The sequence below is a fragment of the Kocuria sp. 2SI genome (assembly GCF_005502825.1).
Lineage (GTDB): Bacteria > Actinomycetota > Actinomycetes > Actinomycetales > Micrococcaceae > Kocuria > Kocuria palustris.
In genome coordinates this window covers 34,542-52,540 of record NZ_SCNB01000013.1, presented here as the reverse complement: position 1 = coordinate 52,540, position 17,999 = coordinate 34,542, and the positions used below count along the sequence as shown (strand labels likewise).

Sequence of the window (17,999 nt, the reverse complement as noted above, 5' to 3'; positions counted from 1 at the left end):
CGGCGACGGGCACATATGCCGCAGTCGGCATATGCTCCGTTGCGACTAGATGTCGAGGAAGCGGACGTCGTTGGCGTTCTGCTGGATGAACTCCTTGCGGGACTCGACGTCCTCGCCCATGAGCATGGTGAAGACCTGCTCGGCGGCGGCGGCGTCCTCCATGGTCACCTGCAGCAGCGTGCGGTGCTCAGGATCCATGGTGGTGTCCCACAGCTCGGTGTAGGACATCTCGCCCAGGCCCTTGTAGCGCTGGATGCCGTTGTCCTTGGGGATCCGCTTGCCCGAGGCCTGGCCCTCCGCCAGGGCGCGATCGCGCTCGGCATCCGAGTAGACGTAGTCGTGCGGCGCGTTCGACCACTTGATGCGGTACAGCGGCGGCTGCGCCAGGTACACGAAGCCGTGGTCGATCAGCGGGCGCATGAACCGGAACAGCAGCGTCAGCAGCAGCGTGGTGATGTGCTGGCCGTCCACGTCGGCATCGGCCATGAGCACGATCTTGTGATAGCGCGCCTTCTCGATGTCGAAGTCGTCGCCGATGCCCGAGCCGAAAGCCGTGATCATGGACTGGACCTCGGCGTTGGACAGCGCACGATCCAGGCGGGCCCGCTCGACGTTCAGGATCTTGCCGCGCAGCGGCAGGATCGCCTGGTGCGCCGGATCGCGGCCCTGCACGGCCGAGCCGCCTGCCGAGTCGCCCTCCACGATGTAGATCTCGGACTTCGACGGGTCCTTGGACGAGCAGTCCTTGAGCTTGCCCGGCATGCCGCCGGACTCCAGCAGCCCCTTGCGCCGGGTGGTCTCGCGGGCCTTGCGCGCCGCCAGACGAGCCTGCGAGGCGCCGATGGCCTTGCGGATGATGTCCTTGGCGTAGTTCGGGTTGCGCTCGATCCAGTCCCCGAACTCGTCGGCGACCACGCGCTGCACGAACGGCTTGGCCTCGGAGTTGCCCAGCTTGGTCTTGGTCTGGCCCTCGAACTGGGGGTCGCCGAGCTTGATCGAGATGACCGCGGTGAGGCCCTCGCGGACGTCCTCGCCGGTGAGGTTGTCGTCCTTGTCCCGCAGGAGCTTGAACTCGCGGGCCTTGCGGTTGATCACCGTGGTCAGCGCGGTGCGGAAGCCCTCCTCGTGGGTGCCGCCCTCGTGCGTGTTGATCGTGTTCGCGTAGGTGTGCACCGACTCGCTGTAGGCGGTGGTCCACTGCATGGAGATCTCCACGGAGATGGAGCGCTCGACGTCCTCGGTCTCGAAGTCGATGATCTCGTCGTGGACCAGCTCGGCCTTCTTGCCGCTGTTGATGAAGCGGACGTAGTCCAGCAGACCGTGCTCGTAGCAGTAGATGACCCGGCGGTGGCCCTCGGCGGTCACGCCCACGGTGTTCAGCGCCGGAGCCTTGGCCGTCGCCGCCTGCTCGGCGCCGCTCTCGGCCTCCGGGGACTGCGCGGTGGGGACCTCGGAGGCGTCCTGGCCCTCGACCTCGGTGATGATCTCGGTGCGCGCGGACTCGCCGGCGACCTCGTCGCCGGACTCGTCCAGGCGCCGCTGGTCGGTCAGGGTGATGCGCAGCCCCTTGTTGAGGAACGCCATCTGCTGGAACCGGGCGCGCAGGGTCTCGAAGTCGTACTCGACCGACTCGAAGATCTCCGGATCAGCCCAGAACGTCTGGGTGGTGCCGGTCTCCTCGGTCTGCTCGCCGCGCTCGAGCTCGCCCTGGGGGCGGCCGCCGTCGGCGAACTCCATGCGCCAGACGTAGCCCTGGCGGCGGATCTCGGTCTCCACGCGCGATGACAGCGCGTTGACGACGGAGATGCCCACGCCGTGCAGACCGCCGGAGACCGCGTAGCCGCCCCCGCCGAACTTGCCGCCGGCGTGCAGGATCGTCATGACGACCTCGACCGTGGGACGGCCCTGCGTGGGGTGCATGTCCACCGGGATGCCGCGGCCGTTGTCGGTGACGCTCACGCCGCCGTCGGCCCGCAACACGACCTCGATGTGATCCGCATGGCCGGCCAGGGCCTCATCCACGGAGTTGTCGATGACCTCGTAGACCAGGTGGTGCAGGCCCCGCGGTCCGGTGGATCCGATGTACATGCCTGGGCGCTTGCGGACCGCTTCGAGGCCCTCCAGGACGGTGATGTCGCTGGCGCCGTAGCCGCCTTCGGTGCTCTTGTCCTCTGACACGGGCTGCTGGTTCCTCCTGATGGTCATGGTGGAGGCCGCAAGGGTCCTGGAGCACGGGGTCCGGGGCGCAGGCAGCACTCCCGACGACAGCGAGCGAGCGGGACGCACCGGAGCATTCGGGGGGCCGCGGGGTCTGCGCGCTCGATGCGCTGCGTCGATAATCCGGGCCCATCATACCGGATCTGCGCAGATGCCGGGTGCGGGACGGCCTGAACCCGCTGTCAGCGGCACGAGAACGCCCCTAGGAGTGCCTCCGGGGGTGCTCGCTGACCCGGAAGTCGTCTCCGGAGGTGCTGAGCACTCTGCAGGCCGTCCACGGTCTCGAGGCAGATGCCGATCGACGGCGGTCCGGATCAGCCGTAGGTGTCGCGGGGGCCGCGGCCGCGGATCGAGCGCCGGCCCTTGCGCCAGCTGGGGGCCGCCGGGCCCACGATGTCCAGGCGCGTGACGATGCCCGGGCCCAGGCGCTTCTCGATGGTCGACAGCACCTGGGACTGCAGCATCCGCATGTTGGCGGCCTGGGCGGTGGAGGAGCATCGCACGCGCAGCACGGTGTCCTCGAAGGACTCCGGCACGCAGTGCTCGGCCACGTACGCCCCCACCAGCTCCGGCCACAGGGTCATGACCGACCCGACGGCGACCGGGGTGCGCCAGCCGCGTCCGGAGACCAGGCGATCCATGACCCCGCCGATGCCCTGCGGATCCCGCGGCGAGGCTCCGGCGCCCGAATAGCCGCCCAGCTGCCGCGGATCGCGCTCGGCGTCCCGGCGGCGCACGGGACTGGCGGTGAGAGCCTCCATGGCAGCGCCGAAGCTGCGCAGGTTGGCCTTGGCCGCAGCGCCGTGCAGCCGTCCCTCGCCGCGGGCCTCGGCGCCCCGGCGCACGCGCATCAGGGCGGCGGCGGCCGGATCAACGATGTCGCGGTCGCGCTCGGCGCGCGGCTGCTGGGCGGGGATCACGGGCGGGATCCGGGATCGACGACGGCCTTGCCCGGGCTCACGCGCACCAGGGTGAGCCCCGAATCGGCATCCAGCAGCTCCTGCGGGACGTCCTCCTCCACGGCGGCGGTCACCAGCACCTGCTCGGCCTCCGAGACCATGTCGGCCAGGCGGCTGCGGCGCTGGGCGTCGAGCTCGGCGAAGACGTCGTCGAGGATCAGCACGGGGGAGGAGCCCTCGGAGCGGTCGTCGTCCAGGTGCACGTACCAGGAGCCCAGCCGCAGGGACAGGGCGCAGGACCACATCTCGCCGTGGGAGGCGTAGCCGCGGGCCGGCAGATCGCCGAGCTGGATCTCGAGCTCGTCGCGATGCGGTCCCACCAGGGACACCGCCCGCTCGATCTCCTGGTCCTGGGCCTGCGCGCAGGCCTGGAGCATCAGCTCGCGCAGATCCGCGGTGCTGAAATGGGCCAGCTGATCGACCCGACCGTCTGCGCTCTCGGGGAGGATCGAGGAGCGGTACCGCAGCTGGGGCATCCGGGGACCGTCGGAGAGGCTGCTGTAGGCGCGGCGGACCTCGGGCTCGAGAGCGAGGACGAGCTGCAGACGAGACTGCAGGACCGCGGCCCCATAGGTCGCCAGCTGGTCGTTCCACGCGCTGAGAGTGGCCTCGTGCGCCTGGGTGAAGCGCCCGGCCTTCCGCGCCGATTTCAGCAGGGCGTTGCGCTGGCGCACGGTCTTCTCGTAGTCGGAGATGACCCCGGCCAGGGCCGGACGCATGGAGGAGCCCAGCACGTCCAGGAACGCCCGGCGCCCGGAGGGCTCGCCCTTGATCAGCGCGAGGTCCTCCGGGGAGAACAGCACGGTGCGCAGGATGCCCAGGGCCTCTCGGGCGCGGACCGAGCCGCCTCGGTTGATCCGCACCGTGGGAGCACGGCCCTCGCTCAGAGTGAACTCGAGGTTCGTGCGGTGCCCGGCCCTGCGGATCCCCGTGCGGATCATGGCGCGCTCGGTGCCTGCTCGGTGCAGCGGGGCATTGCCGCTGACCCGATGCGAGGCCAGCGTGGCTGCGTAGTCGATCGCCTCGACCACGTTGGTCTTGCCCACCCCGTTGGGCCCCAGCAGGACCGTGATCCCGGGGGTCAGCTCGAGCTGGAGCTGCTCATAGCTGCGGAAGTCCGCGAGGGAGAGGGAGTCGACGTGCACGCAGGTCCGGGGCTCAGGAGCTGGGGAGGCGGACCGGCATCAGCAGGTACCGGTAGGCGACGTCGTCGTCCCCGTCCTGCTCCTTCTGCGCCGAGAGCACTGCCGGCTTGGGCGGAGCGGTGAAGGAGAAGCGCACGTACTCGGAGTGGAAGGCGTGCAGGCCCTCCGAGAGGTACGTGGGATTGAAGGCGACGGTGATGTCCTCGCCCTGGAGGTTGGCCTCGATGACCTCGGAGGCCTGGGCGTCCTCGCCGGTGCCGGCATCCAGGGCCACCTGGCCGTCCGTGAAGGCCAGACGGACCGGGGTGTTGCGCTCGGCCACCAGGGACACGCGGCGCACGGCCTCCACCAGCTCGGAGGTGCGCACCGAGGCGGTGATGGGCGTGGACTCGGGGAACAGCGAGCGGATCTTGGGGTACTCGCCGTCGATCAGCAGCGAGGTGGTGCGGCGGCCGCCGGACTCGAAGCCCACCAGCTCCGTGCTGTCCGACAGGGCGAGGTTCAGCTCGCCGGCCGGGCCGAGGGTCTTGGCGACGTCGTTGAGCGTCTTGGCCTTGATCAGCGCAGCCGTCTGCAGCGAGCTGCTGTTGGGGCGCCAGGTGAGCTCGCGCATGGCCAGGCGGTAGCGGTCGGTGGCCAGCAGGGTCATCCGCTCGCCGTCGATCTCGATCCGGACGCCGGTGAGGATCGGCAGGGTGTCGTCCTTGGAGGCGGCGATGTTGACCTGCGCGACGGCCTGGGCGAACTCAGCGCCGTCGATGACGCCTGAGACCTCGGGCAGGCCGGGCAGCTCGGGGTAGTCCTGCACGGGCATGGCCGCCAGGTTGAACCGAGACGAGCGGCAGATCAGCGTCAGCTTGCCGTCATCCGTGATGACATCCACGGGAGCCGAGGGCAGCGAGCGGCAGATGTCTGCCAGGAGGCGGCCGGAGACCAGAGCGGTGCCCTCCTCCTCGATCTGGGCGTCGATCGAGACCCGAGAGGAGATCTCGTAGTCGAATCCGGCCAGGGAGACCTGCCCGTTATCCGCCTTGAGCAGCAGACCGGAGAGCACCGGGACGGGCGGGCGAGGGGACAGTGACCGGGCGGTCCAGGTCACGGCCTCGGCCAGAACGTCGCGTTCGACGGAGAACTTCACGGTGGGGGCGCCTTTCGTTCGCAGATGTCGTCCGCGCGGCGTCCGGTGCGGAGGTCCGGACAGACGACGACAGCATGCTATCGGCGCGCTGTGCCCTGTGCCATCTGCTCGAGCAGACCGGGGAGTCGCAGAGGCGCTTCGGTGGATCCGGCTTTCTGTAATTCCAAGAATCCTGGAGGCGTGGAGCCTCATGCCCTGCTCGAGGGCGGGCAGCGAACAGCTCTCGGAGCGGCTGAACGTGTAATTACACGAGCTCGCCGGGTCCGGATCGGGCGTCAGGGCATTCGTTGTCCGGCGGGAGGTATTAATGGACAGTAGTGTTCATAACCGCTGTGGATCTTGTGGAAAAGAGCCTGATCGGCTGATCTGGCGCGGATCATGGCTGTGGGTCGGCTGTGCACCGCCATCCACGGACCGCCCCGTGCCTGTGTAATCACATTCTTGTCATTCCGGGCCCGTGCACAGGCCGATCCCCGGATCCGCCTCGACTGTCCACCGCGATCGCGGTTCTCTCCACAGCGCTGTCCACAACCGGTGGAATCGTGTCGTGCACAGCCTGTCCACAGGGCTTCCCACAGCTGTGGAGAACGGGTCTCGCAGCCCGCATCCGCGCCGCGCCGTCCTGTGGATGACCGGAGATCGACGCAGGCCCCGGGTCCGCTCGTGCGGGCCCGGGGCCTGAAGGGATGAGGCAGAGCGCAGCGCATGGGCTGCGCTGCGGATCAGCTGTGGCGCTGCTGCTTGATCCTGTTGGTGAGCTCGGTGACCTGGTTGAAGATCTGCCGGCGCTCGGCCATCAGCGTCCGGATCTTGCGATCGGCGTGCATGACCGTGGTGTGGTCGCGGCCGCCGAGCTCCTGTCCGATCTTGGGCAGGGACATGTCCGTGAGCTCGCGCAGCAGGTACATGGCGATCTGCCGGGCCGTGACCAGCGTGCGCGTGCGGGACTTGGACTTCAGCTCGTCCAGCGAGATGTCGAAGTAGGCGGCCGTCTGCCCCAGGATCGTGGCGGCGGTGATCTCGCCGTCGTCGTCGGTGATCAGGTCCTTGAGCACGAGCTCGGCAAGGGGCAGGTCCACGTCCTGCTTGTTCAGGGAGGCGAAGGCCGTGACGCGGATGAGGGCGCCCTCGAGCTCGCGGATGTTCGTGGAGATGTGCGAGGCGATGTACTCCAGGACCTCGGGCGGTGCCTGGGTGCCGTCGGCATCGGCCTTCTTGCGCAGGATGGCGATGCGGGTCTCGAGCTCGGGCGGCTGGACGTCGGTGATCAGTCCCCACTCGAAGCGCGAGCGCATGCGATCGGCGAATCCCGTGAGCTGCTTCGGCGGCAGATCGGAGGTGATCACGATCTGCTTCTCGTGGTTGTGCAGCGCGTTGAAGGTGTGGAAGAACTCCTCCTGCGTGTGCTCCTTGCCCGCCAGGAACTGGATGTCGTCGATCAGCAGCATGTCGACGTTGCGGTAGATCTCCTTGAAGGAGGAGCCCTCGTCGTCGCGGATCGAGTTGATGAAGTCGTTGGTGAACTCCTCCGAGTTCACGTAGCGCACCGCGATGCCGGGGTAGAGCCGCTTGGCGTAGTGCCCGATCGCGTGCAGCAGGTGGGTCTTGCCGAGCCCTGAATCCCCGTATATGAACAGAGGGTTATATGCCTTGGCCGGCGTCTCGGAGACCGCGAAGGCCGCCGCGTGGGCGAAGCGGTTGGACTGGCCGATGACGAACGACTCGAAGACGTACTTGGGGTTCAGCCGAGCGCTCGAATCCCATTCGGCCGAGGCCGCACCGGCCGTGCCGTGGTCCTCCGCAGCCGAGCGGCCCGGGGCAGCGGCGGGGACGAAGGTGTCCTGAGGGCCGGTCTCCTCGACTGCGGCCTCGCCGGTGCTCTGCGCAGAGGCGGTGTCCTGCGGCGCGGGCTGCTCGGGCAGGGGGCGTCGGGCCGGCTCCGGTGCGGAGGGCCGCGGCGCCGCCGGTCGCGGCGACGGCGAGCGGAAGGTGTTCACGGCCCCGGAGTACTCGGAGCTCGTGGTGGACAGCGAGTCCTGCTCGGTCTCCTCCTGGGCAGCCGGCGGAGCGGTGTGGCCGCGCTCGGCCTCGAGCTCGCTCAGCGGCGGCAGCGAGGCCCGGGATGCGGACTCGATCTCCTGCTCGGAGACCTCCTCCAGGTCGGTGTCCACCACGAGTGCGACCAGGGTGTCCTTGCCGAAGGAGTTCGTGACGGCCTGGTTGAAGGCCGGCGCGATCTTGGACTGCAGGACCTCGCGGGTCAGCTCGTTCGGCACGGCGATCAGCAGCGTGGTGCCCATGAGGCCCCGGGGCTTGGCCAGGCGCAGGAAGCCGCGGTGGCGCGGGGAGATCTGCGGGTCCTCGGTCATGGTGCGGACGCATTCGGCCCAACGGGCGTCGAGCTCCGGATTCTGCTGAGGACTCACAGTGGCGGGGACTCCGGGATTCGGGGGCGATGTCGGCTCCGGGCGGGTGCCCGGGTGCGCTCGCGACCGGTCATCCACAGAGTTGTTCACAGCGGTGGACAGCGGCTCGGGGGTCGAGCGCGAGGGTTCAGCGTAGAGCACGTTCGAAGCCCCGACCTAGCCCCGATCGGGGCCGAAAAGAACTACAATCGTGTAGTTACACGAGCGAGAGCGCACCGTTGCTGGCAAGGACGGGGATCCGGTTATCCACAGGAATTTCCGGAAGACGTGCACAGCATGTGGGCGAGAGGCGGTCACCGACGGTTCGGTTGACCGTCCCACTCGCCGCGCCTACAATCGATCAGTCCTGTGTCTGACCTGCGCCCGGCGCCATGCGCCTCGCGGCGGCACAGCCATCGACCACCACAGCGGTGGACCCCTTCCTCAGGCGGACGGCCTGCTGCGCGCTCGTGCTCTGCACGGGCAGCGTGCGCCGGATCCGCACAGGGCAGGGGCACGCCCGTCCTGCATCCGGAGAAGATCAATGAGCAAGCGCACGTTCCAGCCGAACAACCGTCGTCGCGCCAAGAAGCACGGCTTCCGCGCCCGCATGCGCACCCGCGCCGGCCGCGGCATCCTCTCGGCGCGCCGCGCCAAGGGCCGCGCCTCCCTCTCTGCCTGAGCCCTCTCGTCGCCCTCGCGGATCCGACGGCCTCTGCTCAGCAGAGCCCCGGTCCGCAGACGCCGCCGAGACCGAAGGGGTGAGCGCGTGCTTCCCGCACAGCACAGGATGCGCACCTCCACGCACTTCGCAGCGACCACACGTTCCGGTGCCCGACAGGGGCGCCGGAACGTCGTCGTCTATGTGCGCGCCACGTCCGGGGACCAGCCGTCCCGGGCGGGCTTCGTGGTATCCAAGCGGGTCGGCAATGCGGTCTGCCGCAATCTCGTGAAGCGGCGGCTGCGGGAGCTCGTCGGGATGACGATCCAGGGCAGCCCAGCCGGCTTCGACGTCGTGGTGCGGGCCCTGCCCGCCTCGGCAGAGGCCGACTTCGCCGAGCTGCGGCGGGACTGGGAATCCGCCTGGCGCAAGGCCGCGAGCAAGGCCGAGGTGCCGGCATGAGCACCGCGCAGGGCCTCGGCCATCAGCATCCTGTCCTGGATGAGGAGAAGCTCTGGGAGCAGGCACCGTCGGACTTCGTGCGCCCCCGGGGTGCGGTCCAGGCGGTGTGGCTGCTGCCGCAGAACCTGATCATCGCGGGTCTGAAGCTCTACCGCATGCTGATCTCCCCGCTCTACGGGGACGTCTGCAGGCACTTCCCCACCTGCTCGGCCTACGGCCTCGAGTCCGTGGTTCGCCACGGGGCGGTCCGGGGCCTAGGTTTGACCGTGCGACGACTGCTCAGGTGCCATCCCTGGGCGGCGGGTGGAATCGACAGGGTGCCGCAGGGCGGCCGCCGGTTCTCCTCGGAGACCGAGCTGCCGCGGATCATCCTGCTCAACCACCCCACACCCGCCGATCGCGCAGCGGTGCTGACACCCCGCGATCCGGCACACGAGACCACGTCCGCGCGCCAGCACGGCGCAGACCCGGCTGCCGCGCAGACGGCTCAAGGAGCTTCCTCACGATGAACATCTTCGACATCATCCTCTGGCCCTTCAAATGGGTCGTCTCGGCGGTCCTGTGGCTCTTCCACGAGCTGTTCACCCTCATCGGGCTGGATGCGGCGAGCGGATGGACCTGGGTCCTGGCCATCGTGGGCCTGACCCTGGTCATGCGAACCCTGACCATCCCGCTGTTCCTGCGCCAGATCCGCTCCATGCGCGGCATGCAGGAGATCCAGCCGCAGATGGCCAAGCTGCAGGCCAAGTACAAGGGCAAGAAGGACCAGGTCTCGCGCCAGGCCATGGCACAGGAGCAGATGGCCCTGTACAAGGAGCACGGGGTCAATCCCCTGGCCTCCTGCCTGCCGATCATCGCCCAGATGCCGATCTTCTTCGGCCTGTTCCAGGTGCTCAACGGCGTGACCGGCGCTGCCGAGCGGGACGAGGGGATCCTGGTCCTGTCCTCGGACAAGATCCACCAGTTCTACGACGGCACCCTGTTCGGCGCCCCGCTGTTCTCCACGCTGCGCTCGCCCGGCGACGGCAACCACACCGCCACGATCATCATCGCGGCCCTGCTGGTGGTGGCCATGACGGTCACCATGTTCATCTCGCAGAAGCAGCTGGCGTCCAAGAACGTCTCGGAGGCCACCAAGAACTCTCCGATGTACCGCCAGCAGCAGATGATCATCTACATCTTCCCGATCATCTTCCTCATCACGGGCATCAACTTCCCGATCGGCGTGCTGATCTACTGGACCGTCTCCAACCTGTGGTCCATGGGCCAGCAGTACTGGGTCATCCGCAACAACCCCACTCCCGGCTCGCAGGCCGAGCGCGAGCTCAACGAGCGCCGCGAGGCCAAGGGCCTTCCCCCGGTCGGCAAGACCAAGGAGGAGCACCAGGCCGAGATCGAGGAGGCTCGCGCCAAGGCTGCCGCCGGTCAGCGCCAGCAGCCCATGAGCAAGAAGCGCCAGAAGGCCAAGGGCATCAAGGGCCAGGGCCCGCTCGAGACCGGCCAGGACGATGTCCAGCAGCCGGAGAAGGCTCAGGGGCCGGGGGTCAACGGGGAGCCGACCACCGGTTCGTCGTCGCCGATCTCCAAGGGCTCGTCGGGCGGCAAGAAGTCCGGCAAGGGCAAGGGCAAGTCCGGGTCCTGAGACCGAACCCCTCAGGGCGCCGCTCGGGTCATACTGTCGAGACGGCTGCTGCACCACTTCCGTCAGGAGAGACGAATGAGCGAGAACCAGCACAGCGAGCAGGCTCAGGACTCCGCGCCCGAGGGCGTGCAGATCCAGGACCTGGAGCCCGGCCAGAAGGTCGACGCCTCGGCGGTCGTCGCCGGTGTGGACGTCCCGCAGGGCGACGAGGCCGCTGTGGCCTCTGCCGAGCCGAGCGACCAGGATGACGACGAGCTCGACCCCCTCGTGGAGGAGGGCGAAGTCGCTGCGGACTACCTCGAGGAGCTGCTGGATCTCGCCGATCTGGACGGCGACATCGACATCGAGGTCCGCAACGGCCGCACCTACCTCTCCGTGGTGACGGAGGAGGAGGGCGACGACGGCCTCGACATGCTCGTCGGCAAGGACGGCGAGGTGCTCGAGGCTCTCCAGGAGCTCGTGCGGCTGGCCGTGCTGGCCGGCACGGAGCAGCGCAGCCGGCTGGTGCTCGATATCGCCGGGCACCGGCTGGCCCGTGCCGAGCAGCTGCGGGAGCTGGCCCGTCGTGCCGTGCAGAGCGTGCGGGACTCCGGTGAGCCGGTGCACCTGGACCCGCTGAGCCCCTACGAGCGCAAGATCGTGCACGACGTCGTGGCGGAGGAGGGCATGCACTCCGAGTCGGAGGGCGAGGGCCCCGGACGCCACATCGTGGTCTCGGCGAACGGCTGAGGCATGACGGAGCAGCACCCAGGCGAACGCTCTGATCGCAGCAGGCAGGCGGAGTCCGACGGCGCCGTCGCCCAGCCGGCTCCCGAGCTGCAGGGGCGTGAGGCCGAGGCCGCGCAGAGCCTGTTCGGCGACCGGCTCGAGCTAGCCCAGCGCTATGTGGAGCACCTTGCCTCATCGGGCATCGTGCGCGGATTGATCGGTCCGCGTGAGGCTCCGCGGCTGTGGGGACGTCACGTCCTGAACTGCGCCGTGGTGGAGGAACTGATCCCGCAGGACGCCCGTGTGGCCGATGTGGGCTCCGGGGCGGGACTTCCCGGGCTGTGCCTGGCGATCGCACGCCCCGATCTGGAGCTCACGCTGATCGAGCCGCTCGAGCGCCGCGTGACCTGGCTGAACGAGATCGTCCAGGATCTGCAGCTCGAGAACGTGCAGGTCCTTCGTGCGCGCGGCGAGCAGGTCGAAGAGCTGCCGGGCGGTTCCGCGCCGGACGTGGTCACGGCCCGCGCTGTCTCCGCGCTCGGCGGTCTGCTGGACTTCACGCTTCCGCTGCTGCAGGGCTCCGGTGAGCTGCTCGCGCTCAAGGGCCGGTCGGCGCAGCAGGAGATCGATAAGGCGCGCAAGCAGCTCAAGCGGCACCGCGTCGCGCAGACCGAGGTGCTCACCCTGGGCTCTGAGCTGCTCGAGGAGCCGACCACCGTGGTACGAGTCGTCCTCTGAATCGGTCTCGAGGCGCTGACCTCGGTCGACGGTCCGGGGAAGCGTCTTGGGTAGTGTGGGGCAGGCCCTCAGTGGCCGCGACATGTAATGTGATGCAGGTCACAAAGGACCGAGGAAGGCGACGTGATGACCCAGAACGACAGGCCTCACGGCTATGACTTCGGTCTTCCCCCTGATCCGGTCTCGCAGGATTCGGCAGTGCAGCCGGACCGCGGATCGCGGTTGACTGCAGGACAGGACGCCGGCGCGACAGACGCCGCACAAGGCGCGGGAGATACCCCCCTCGGAAGGAAGCTCGTGGAAGAGAATCAGCGACGTCGCCGACTCGAGCACGTGCAGCTTCAGCGGCCTGAGCGCACTCGCGTGATCACGGTCAGCAACCAGAAGGGCGGCGTGGGCAAGACGAGCACCGCCGTCAACCTGGCAGTGGGCCTGGCCAAGCAGGGTCTCAACGTCCTGGTGGTCGACAACGATCCGCAGGGCAATGCCTCCACCGCCCTGGGCGTCCCGCACAGCTCGGAGGTCGACGGCGTCTACGACGTCCTCGTCGATGAGATGGAGCTGGCTCAGGTGGTCGCGCCCTCCCCCGAGTCGGATCGGATCGTGGTGGCGCCGGCGACCATCGACCTGGCCGGTGCAGAGATCGAGCTCGTGTCCATGGTGGCGCGCGAGCAGAGGCTGTCCCGTGCTCTGGACCAGTACGCCGAGGCTCGTGAGGAGCAGGGCCTGGAGCGTCTCGACTACGTCTTCATCGACTGCCCGCCCAGCCTCGGCCTGCTGACCATCAATGCCTTCGTGGCCGCCAGCGAGGTCCTGATCCCCATCCAGTGCGAGTACTACGCGCTCGAGGGCCTGAGCCAGCTGCTGCGCAACATCGAGATGATCCAGAAGCACCTCAACCCGGATCTGGTCGTGTCCACCATCCTCATGACCATGTACGACGGCCGTACCAACCTGTCCTCCCAGGTGGCGGATGAGGTGCGGGCGCACTTCCCGGAGCAGGTGCTGGAGACCATGATCCCCCGGTCCGTGCGGATCTCCGAGGCGCCGAGCTATCAGCAGTCGGTGCTGAACTACGATCCGCAGTCCACGGGCGCGCTGTCCTATCTGGAGGCAGCCGCTGAGATCGCAGCGCGAGGTGTGCCGAAGCGCAAATGATCCATCGATCGGGCCTGCTCTGCAGGTCGAAGCGGGCCCCGTTCCACGTGGAACGGGGCCCGTTGTCATTTCAGCGCTTGCAAGAGTGAGACGGTGCTGTCATCGTCGGCCGGCGGATGTCGACTGCAGCCGCTCGTCTTCTGTCGGCATGTTTCACGTGGAACGTGCGGTTCGTCCTTCTCCAGACTGTCTTTGACTCAACATTGCGAAGCGCGCCGGCGGTCGACCATGCGCGACGGCTGTCCGAGGAAGCGCAGCAGGAATCGGATCCCGATGGCTCGGACGAACTCCGGGTCTTGCCCGCTGTCCGTCGTCCCAAGGCACACAGCGGGCAAGTGAGAGGCGGAAAAGCTCTTCCCGTGGTAGACGCCTCTGCATGCCCTGGTCTGCAGCGCGCGATGGGCGACGCATGACGGAACGTGAGAAACGCTACGGAAGGAGGTCCAGCTGACGGCTGGATCCGACGTCAGGACCCTCGACGGCTCGTCGGTGGCATGGTGGCCGTCTTCGGTCAGTGCGCGAGTCCATGTTTCACGTGGAACGCATCATCTCTGGTGTCCGTCTGCTCTCCATGCCTCGATCGGCGGGTGCTGCGGAGCGCATCGCGACGGCGAGAGTCTCCGCGGTGGGCGGCGGGATCGCGATGGCGAGTCACCGTACATGCTGGCGATGCCGCCAGGCGAGTGCACCATTGATCATGGGACAAGTACTGCCTCTGTGTGGCGACGACGCTATGCGAACTGAGGGGTCCTACTGTGCGAGCGTTGTCAGGAATGAGGACGGGTCTTATCAACCCGTAGCAGCTCACGAGATGCGATGATCTGTGTCCAGAGCGGAGGCCAAGGGCAATGGCCGAAGGCCACAGCTCTGAAAGCCAGGGTCTGCGCGCGGTAGTCAGCTCACTGGTACGCGAGTGCCAAAAGGCAAAAACCGGCCGGTGTGCGGTACGAGGCGACATGCGGGTGATCCACGCGATCCACGGCCCGGAGACGGAGACCGGCTGCAGCACGCAGAGGTGATTCAGGTGTGAGGCGCACACGCCATGGACTTGGACGGAATGCAAGATGCGTGGGGTCCTCCTCGTACCGACTGCGCAATGGGCGTGCGCATGCCGTGATGTTTCACGTGGAACGCTGCGGGAATGACCCCCTAGGGCACTGTCTGGACGACTAGTCGGGTGATGGGCGCGTGTCTTCAACGTCGTAACAGTCGCGGCGAAATTCATGGATTCTCTTCGGGACGTGCGCATGGACGGCCTTGCGACTGAGCGATGTTCCACGTGAAACGAACACCTGACCGTTAGCTGCAGTCCGCTTCGGGAGTGGATAGCGCCCATGGGCGCGCGATGTTTCACGTGGAACGGTCGCAAAGACCATGCCTTCGCGACTAGAGTGCGTCCAGCCAGGCCAGATCGGTCACAATGTGGCCCGGAACTCCGGGTGGTTCCACGTGAAACGCGCGAATCTCTGTCGATGCTCCGTAGACTGTCGGGGTCGTCCAGTAGAGGAGTGTTGTCCATGGCGGAGCGCAAGAGGGGGCTCGGTAGAGGCCTCGGAGCCCTGATTCCCAGTGCACCTGTCGAGAAGCCGTCTTCGGAGTCGAGTGTCCAGAGAAACAACGCTGGGGGTGCAGAGGCGCCGCAGGCCGGTAGCGCGGCAGCGCAGTCGGAGTCGACCGTCGCAGCTGATACCGCAGCGGTGAATGCGTCCGGTGCGACGGAGAGCAACGACTCCCGTACGGATCGATCTGGGCGAGTCAAGTCGGAGGCTGGAAGTTCCGGGACGCGAGCACCCCAGCCTGAGGAGTCCAATTCGTCATCTCCCAAGGGGGCTCGCTCCAAGACCGGAGCGGCGACAGGAGCGTCCTCGAAGTCTGGAACTGCCGCCTCGCGGAGTGGAAAGGCATCCACCGCCCCCAAGTCCTCAAAGAAGAAGGAGAGCGGAGCGACGACTGCGGCCGGAGCCCCCGTCTCCGAGGCGGATGCGAAGGCAACTGCAGTGGACCCCAAGCACGCGGAGTCGAGTGGTTCTGCGGAGGAGACGACATCGTCCGTTTCACGTGGAACGGGCGGCCGTCGCCGCCCGGTCTCGGCCAGTGCTCGACAGAGCGCCATGAAGTCCCGGATGGATATGGGGGCAGCCCTGCAGAACCGCGGAGGAAGCGGCCGCCCGTCCGACATGTTCTTCACCCCTACTCCCTCGTCCGCGGAATCAGCGGAATCTGCCGATTCTCCGGACGAGGCCTCGGATCAGCAGGAGTCCGTGCAGTCGGCTGCTCCCGCCGCCTCGGACGCCACCACGGAGGTGCACACTTCCGTCACCGAGCCCTCAGAGGGCGCGACGGACGCTGATCGGACGGCTGATGTTTCACGTGGAACGTCGGGGGCTAACGCGGAAGGCGTCGAACCAGATGCCGTAGCCGCGGAAACCCCTGCGACCGCTGCGGAACTGCCTGCGGATCCCGACACGTCGGACCTCGCCTCGGTCCCCGGCGCGGCGTTCGCGGAAGTCCCCGTAGGCAGCATCCACCCCAACCGGAAGCAGCCGCGTCAGGTCTTCGACGAGGACGAGCTGGCGGAGCTCGCCTACTCCATCGGCGAGCTCGGAGTCCTTCAGCCGATCGTCGTCCGGCCGTCCCGAGAGCCGGATGGTCGGCCCTACGAGCTGGTGATGGGTGAGCGCCGTTGGCGGGCCACTCAGCGCGCGGGCCTCGACACTGTGCCCGCCATCGTCCGCGACACCGCAGATGATGACCTCCTGCGCGATGCACTGCTGGAGAACCTGCATCGCAGCCAGCTGAACCCTCTGGAAGAGGCTGCGGCGTATCAGCAGCTGCTCGAGGAGTTCGGGGCCACTCAGGAGGAGCTGTCTCGACGCATCGGGCGCTCCCGTCCGCAGATCTCCAACACGCTGCGTCTGATGCGCCTGCCACCGCTGGTTCAGCGCCGGGTGGCGGCAGGTGTGCTCTCGGCCGGCCATGCTCGTGCGTTGCTGGCGCTGGAGGATCCTGCCGAGATGGAGCGGCTGGCCCAGCGCATTGTTGCTGAAGGCATGTCGGTGCGCGCTGCCGAGGAGGCAGCATCGCTGTCCAAGCGCGGCAAGCCGGGGCGTCGACCCGCGGCCAGGGCCCAGGAGCGCCACAGGGAGCGTCTGGACTATATCGCCGACGCTTTCTCCGACAAGCTGGACACCAGCGTGAAGATCAACCTGGGTGCCCGCAAGGGACGGATGACGATCGAGTTCGCCTCCGTCGAGGATCTCAATCGCATCATCTCGGTGCTGGATCCGCAGACGCAGGATGCGGCTCAGGAGGACTGAGCGCCTGCTGGCACCTCGCCCGGATCGGTCGTGAGACAGCTCCGGGCGGGGTGCGGCACCGCCTCGCTCCCTGACCGTCTGGTACTGCGCTGAGCATGCAGAAGAGCCCCTTTATGTGAGGTACATCACATAAAGGGGCTCTTCGTCGCTCTGGACGAGGTCAGGCCTTGGGTCGTCGTGCCAGCTCTCGAGCGATATCCGAGGTGCTCAGCGTCCCTGTGGGGTGATCCTGGGAGGACTGCGCGAACATGCGCTGCAGGCCCACGGCGATCGCCTGAGCGATATGCGCTCGGTACTCCCCCCGCTCCAGATCCTCGGACTCCCCGGGGTTGGAGAGGTAGCCCATGTCCAGGTAGATCGTGGGCGCAGGCGTGGTGCGCAGGACGATCCACTGACGGCCATGGCAGCCCAGATCCAGTGCACCCGTGCGTGCGACCATCTCGCGCTGGATCAGCGAGGCGCCGCGCTGGCCGATCGGGGAGAGGGCGTCCTGCTCGGAGCCGGAATTCCCCCAGAAGTACGAGGCCATGCCGCTGGCCTTCTCCGAGCGGTTCCAATCGCATCCGAGCACGACGACCACGGGCTGGCGCACGCCCTCGAGGGCCTCATCCAGGGTGCCGGGAGTCTCGATCACCGTGCCGTCGGCGGCCTGGAGCGGCTGGTCGGAGACGACGACGGGATGTGCGCCGATGTCGGCGAGCAGCTCGTGGGCACGAGCTGCGACATCCAAGGAGAGGTCCCGACTGCGCTGCCGATCCGCAGGGGGAGCCTCCGCAGGGCTGGGGTGCTCCCCGATCATGGCGCTGGGCACCAGGATGATGCGGCGCGAGCGCACTGCGCCGTTGGCGGACTCCAGATTGTGGAAGTCGCGCAGAGAGAACGCCTTGGAGTTCGTGATGTTCTTGTTGATCCGGGCCAGGGCCTCGATGGTGCGGTGATCCACTCGGCCGCTGCGCTCCAGTCCCAGGCTCTGCTGCAGCTCCAGCACAGCGAGGTGGGTCTTCTCCTCGAACGCGCCGTTGAGATGGCCGTAGTACAGACCGAGGAGGGACAGATTGTGCTGGAGGCGCTCGACGTCGTCACCCCGCATGGGCTCCTGACGGTCCCACTGCAACGGACGGTCCCCCAGGGTGTACTGGGCCTCGCTGAGGCGTCGTTCGGTCTCCGGGCCCACCACGCCGTCGACGATCAGTCCCCGGCTCTGCTGGAAGGCCCTGACCGCCGTCTCCAGGGCGGCGTCGAACTCAGTGGCCTGAGGGCCGTCCAGGTCGGTGTCCTGGGGCAGCTGGCCGGCGCGCACGAGTCGCTCGCGCAGGACCCGTACGCGGCGGTCGCTGTGGCCGCGGCCCAGGGAGGCGGCAGAGGAGTCGGACATGGAGACCTTACGGAGTCGGGGGCGACGGAAATTCCTTGAATACTAGAGGCACTCGGTGCGTGTGTGCATCTCAC

Annotated in this window: 14 protein-coding genes; 8 read left to right on the top strand and 6 right to left on the bottom strand. The window is 67.9% G+C overall.

Translation table 11 applies throughout. The features are described 5' to 3' along the window. Nucleotides 1–45: 45 nt before the first annotated feature. The 5 genes from gyrB to dnaA form a co-directional block, all read right to left on the bottom strand. A complete protein-coding gene (gene gyrB / locus FFS25_RS08955; protein WP_171004152.1) occupies nucleotides 46–2,205 on the bottom strand; it encodes a DNA topoisomerase (ATP-hydrolyzing) subunit B in 2,160 nt (719 codons plus the stop codon). A gap of 326 nt (nucleotides 2,206–2,531) precedes the next feature. Then, the gene (locus FFS25_RS08950; RefSeq protein WP_137802642.1) at nucleotides 2,532–3,137 is read right to left on the bottom strand and encodes a DciA family protein; all 606 of its coding nucleotides are present in this window, start codon (nucleotides 3,135–3,137) and stop codon (nucleotides 2,532–2,534) included. Continuing rightward, on the bottom strand, nucleotides 3,134–4,321 hold the full coding sequence (gene recF, locus FFS25_RS08945; RefSeq protein WP_137802641.1) for a DNA replication/repair protein RecF: 1,188 nt from the start codon (nucleotides 4,319–4,321) through the stop codon (nucleotides 3,134–3,136). Before recF ends, FFS25_RS08950 begins: the two co-directional genes overlap by 4 nt. A 13-nt stretch (nucleotides 4,322–4,334) precedes the next feature. Next, nucleotides 4,335–5,459, bottom strand: a complete 1,125-nt coding sequence (gene dnaN / locus FFS25_RS08940; RefSeq protein WP_006214386.1) for a DNA polymerase III subunit beta — start codon at nucleotides 5,457–5,459, stop codon at nucleotides 4,335–4,337. Between the two features lie 722 nt (nucleotides 5,460–6,181). Next, nucleotides 6,182–7,885: a chromosomal replication initiator protein DnaA gene (gene dnaA, locus FFS25_RS08935; protein ID WP_137802640.1), complete on the bottom strand. Its 1,704-nt coding sequence runs from the start codon at nucleotides 7,883–7,885 to the stop codon at nucleotides 6,182–6,184. Between the two features lie 523 nt (nucleotides 7,886–8,408). Between dnaA and rpmH the strand changes: the two genes are divergently transcribed. The 8 genes from rpmH (at nucleotide 8,409) to FFS25_RS08895 (ending at nucleotide 16,550) form a co-directional block, all read left to right on the top strand. Then, on the top strand, nucleotides 8,409–8,546 hold the full coding sequence (gene rpmH, locus FFS25_RS08930; RefSeq protein WP_006214384.1) for a 50S ribosomal protein L34: 138 nt from the start codon (nucleotides 8,409–8,411) through the stop codon (nucleotides 8,544–8,546). An 87-nt stretch (nucleotides 8,547–8,633) separates the two neighbouring features. Continuing rightward, nucleotides 8,634–8,987: a ribonuclease P protein component gene (gene rnpA, locus FFS25_RS08925; protein ID WP_006214383.1), complete on the top strand. Its 354-nt coding sequence runs from the start codon at nucleotides 8,634–8,636 to the stop codon at nucleotides 8,985–8,987. After that, nucleotides 8,984–9,496: a membrane protein insertion efficiency factor YidD gene (yidD, locus tag FFS25_RS08920; protein WP_137802639.1), complete on the top strand. Its 513-nt coding sequence runs from the start codon at nucleotides 8,984–8,986 to the stop codon at nucleotides 9,494–9,496. Before rnpA ends, yidD begins: the two co-directional genes overlap by 4 nt. Further along, nucleotides 9,493–10,629, top strand: a complete 1,137-nt coding sequence (gene yidC, locus FFS25_RS08915) for a membrane protein insertase YidC (protein WP_137802638.1) — start codon at nucleotides 9,493–9,495, stop codon at nucleotides 10,627–10,629. Before yidD ends, yidC begins: the two co-directional genes overlap by 4 nt. A 75-nt stretch (nucleotides 10,630–10,704) precedes the next feature. Beyond that, complete coding sequence (locus tag FFS25_RS08910; protein WP_137802637.1) at nucleotides 10,705–11,358, top strand: Jag family protein; 654 nt, start codon at nucleotides 10,705–10,707, stop codon at nucleotides 11,356–11,358. A 3-nt stretch (nucleotides 11,359–11,361) separates the two neighbouring features. Further along, nucleotides 11,362–12,075: a 16S rRNA (guanine(527)-N(7))-methyltransferase RsmG gene (rsmG, locus tag FFS25_RS08905; protein ID WP_249933840.1), complete on the top strand. Its 714-nt coding sequence runs from the start codon at nucleotides 11,362–11,364 to the stop codon at nucleotides 12,073–12,075. A 297-nt stretch (nucleotides 12,076–12,372) separates the two neighbouring features. Then, entirely contained in the window at nucleotides 12,373–13,233 is an 861-nt protein-coding gene (locus tag FFS25_RS08900; RefSeq protein ID WP_311200017.1) for a ParA family protein, read from the top strand. Nucleotides 13,234–15,362: 2,129 nt separating this feature from the next. Continuing rightward, nucleotides 15,363–16,550: a ParB/RepB/Spo0J family partition protein gene (locus FFS25_RS08895; protein ID WP_137802665.1), complete on the top strand. Its 1,188-nt coding sequence runs from the start codon at nucleotides 15,363–15,365 to the stop codon at nucleotides 16,548–16,550. 160 nt (nucleotides 16,551–16,710) lie between these two features. Here the strand turns inward: FFS25_RS08895 and FFS25_RS08890 are convergent, their stop codons facing one another. Then, complete coding sequence (locus FFS25_RS08890) at nucleotides 16,711–17,925, bottom strand: N-acetylmuramoyl-L-alanine amidase (RefSeq protein ID WP_137802636.1); 1,215 nt, start codon at nucleotides 17,923–17,925, stop codon at nucleotides 16,711–16,713. Nucleotides 17,926–17,999 lie beyond the last annotated feature (74 nt).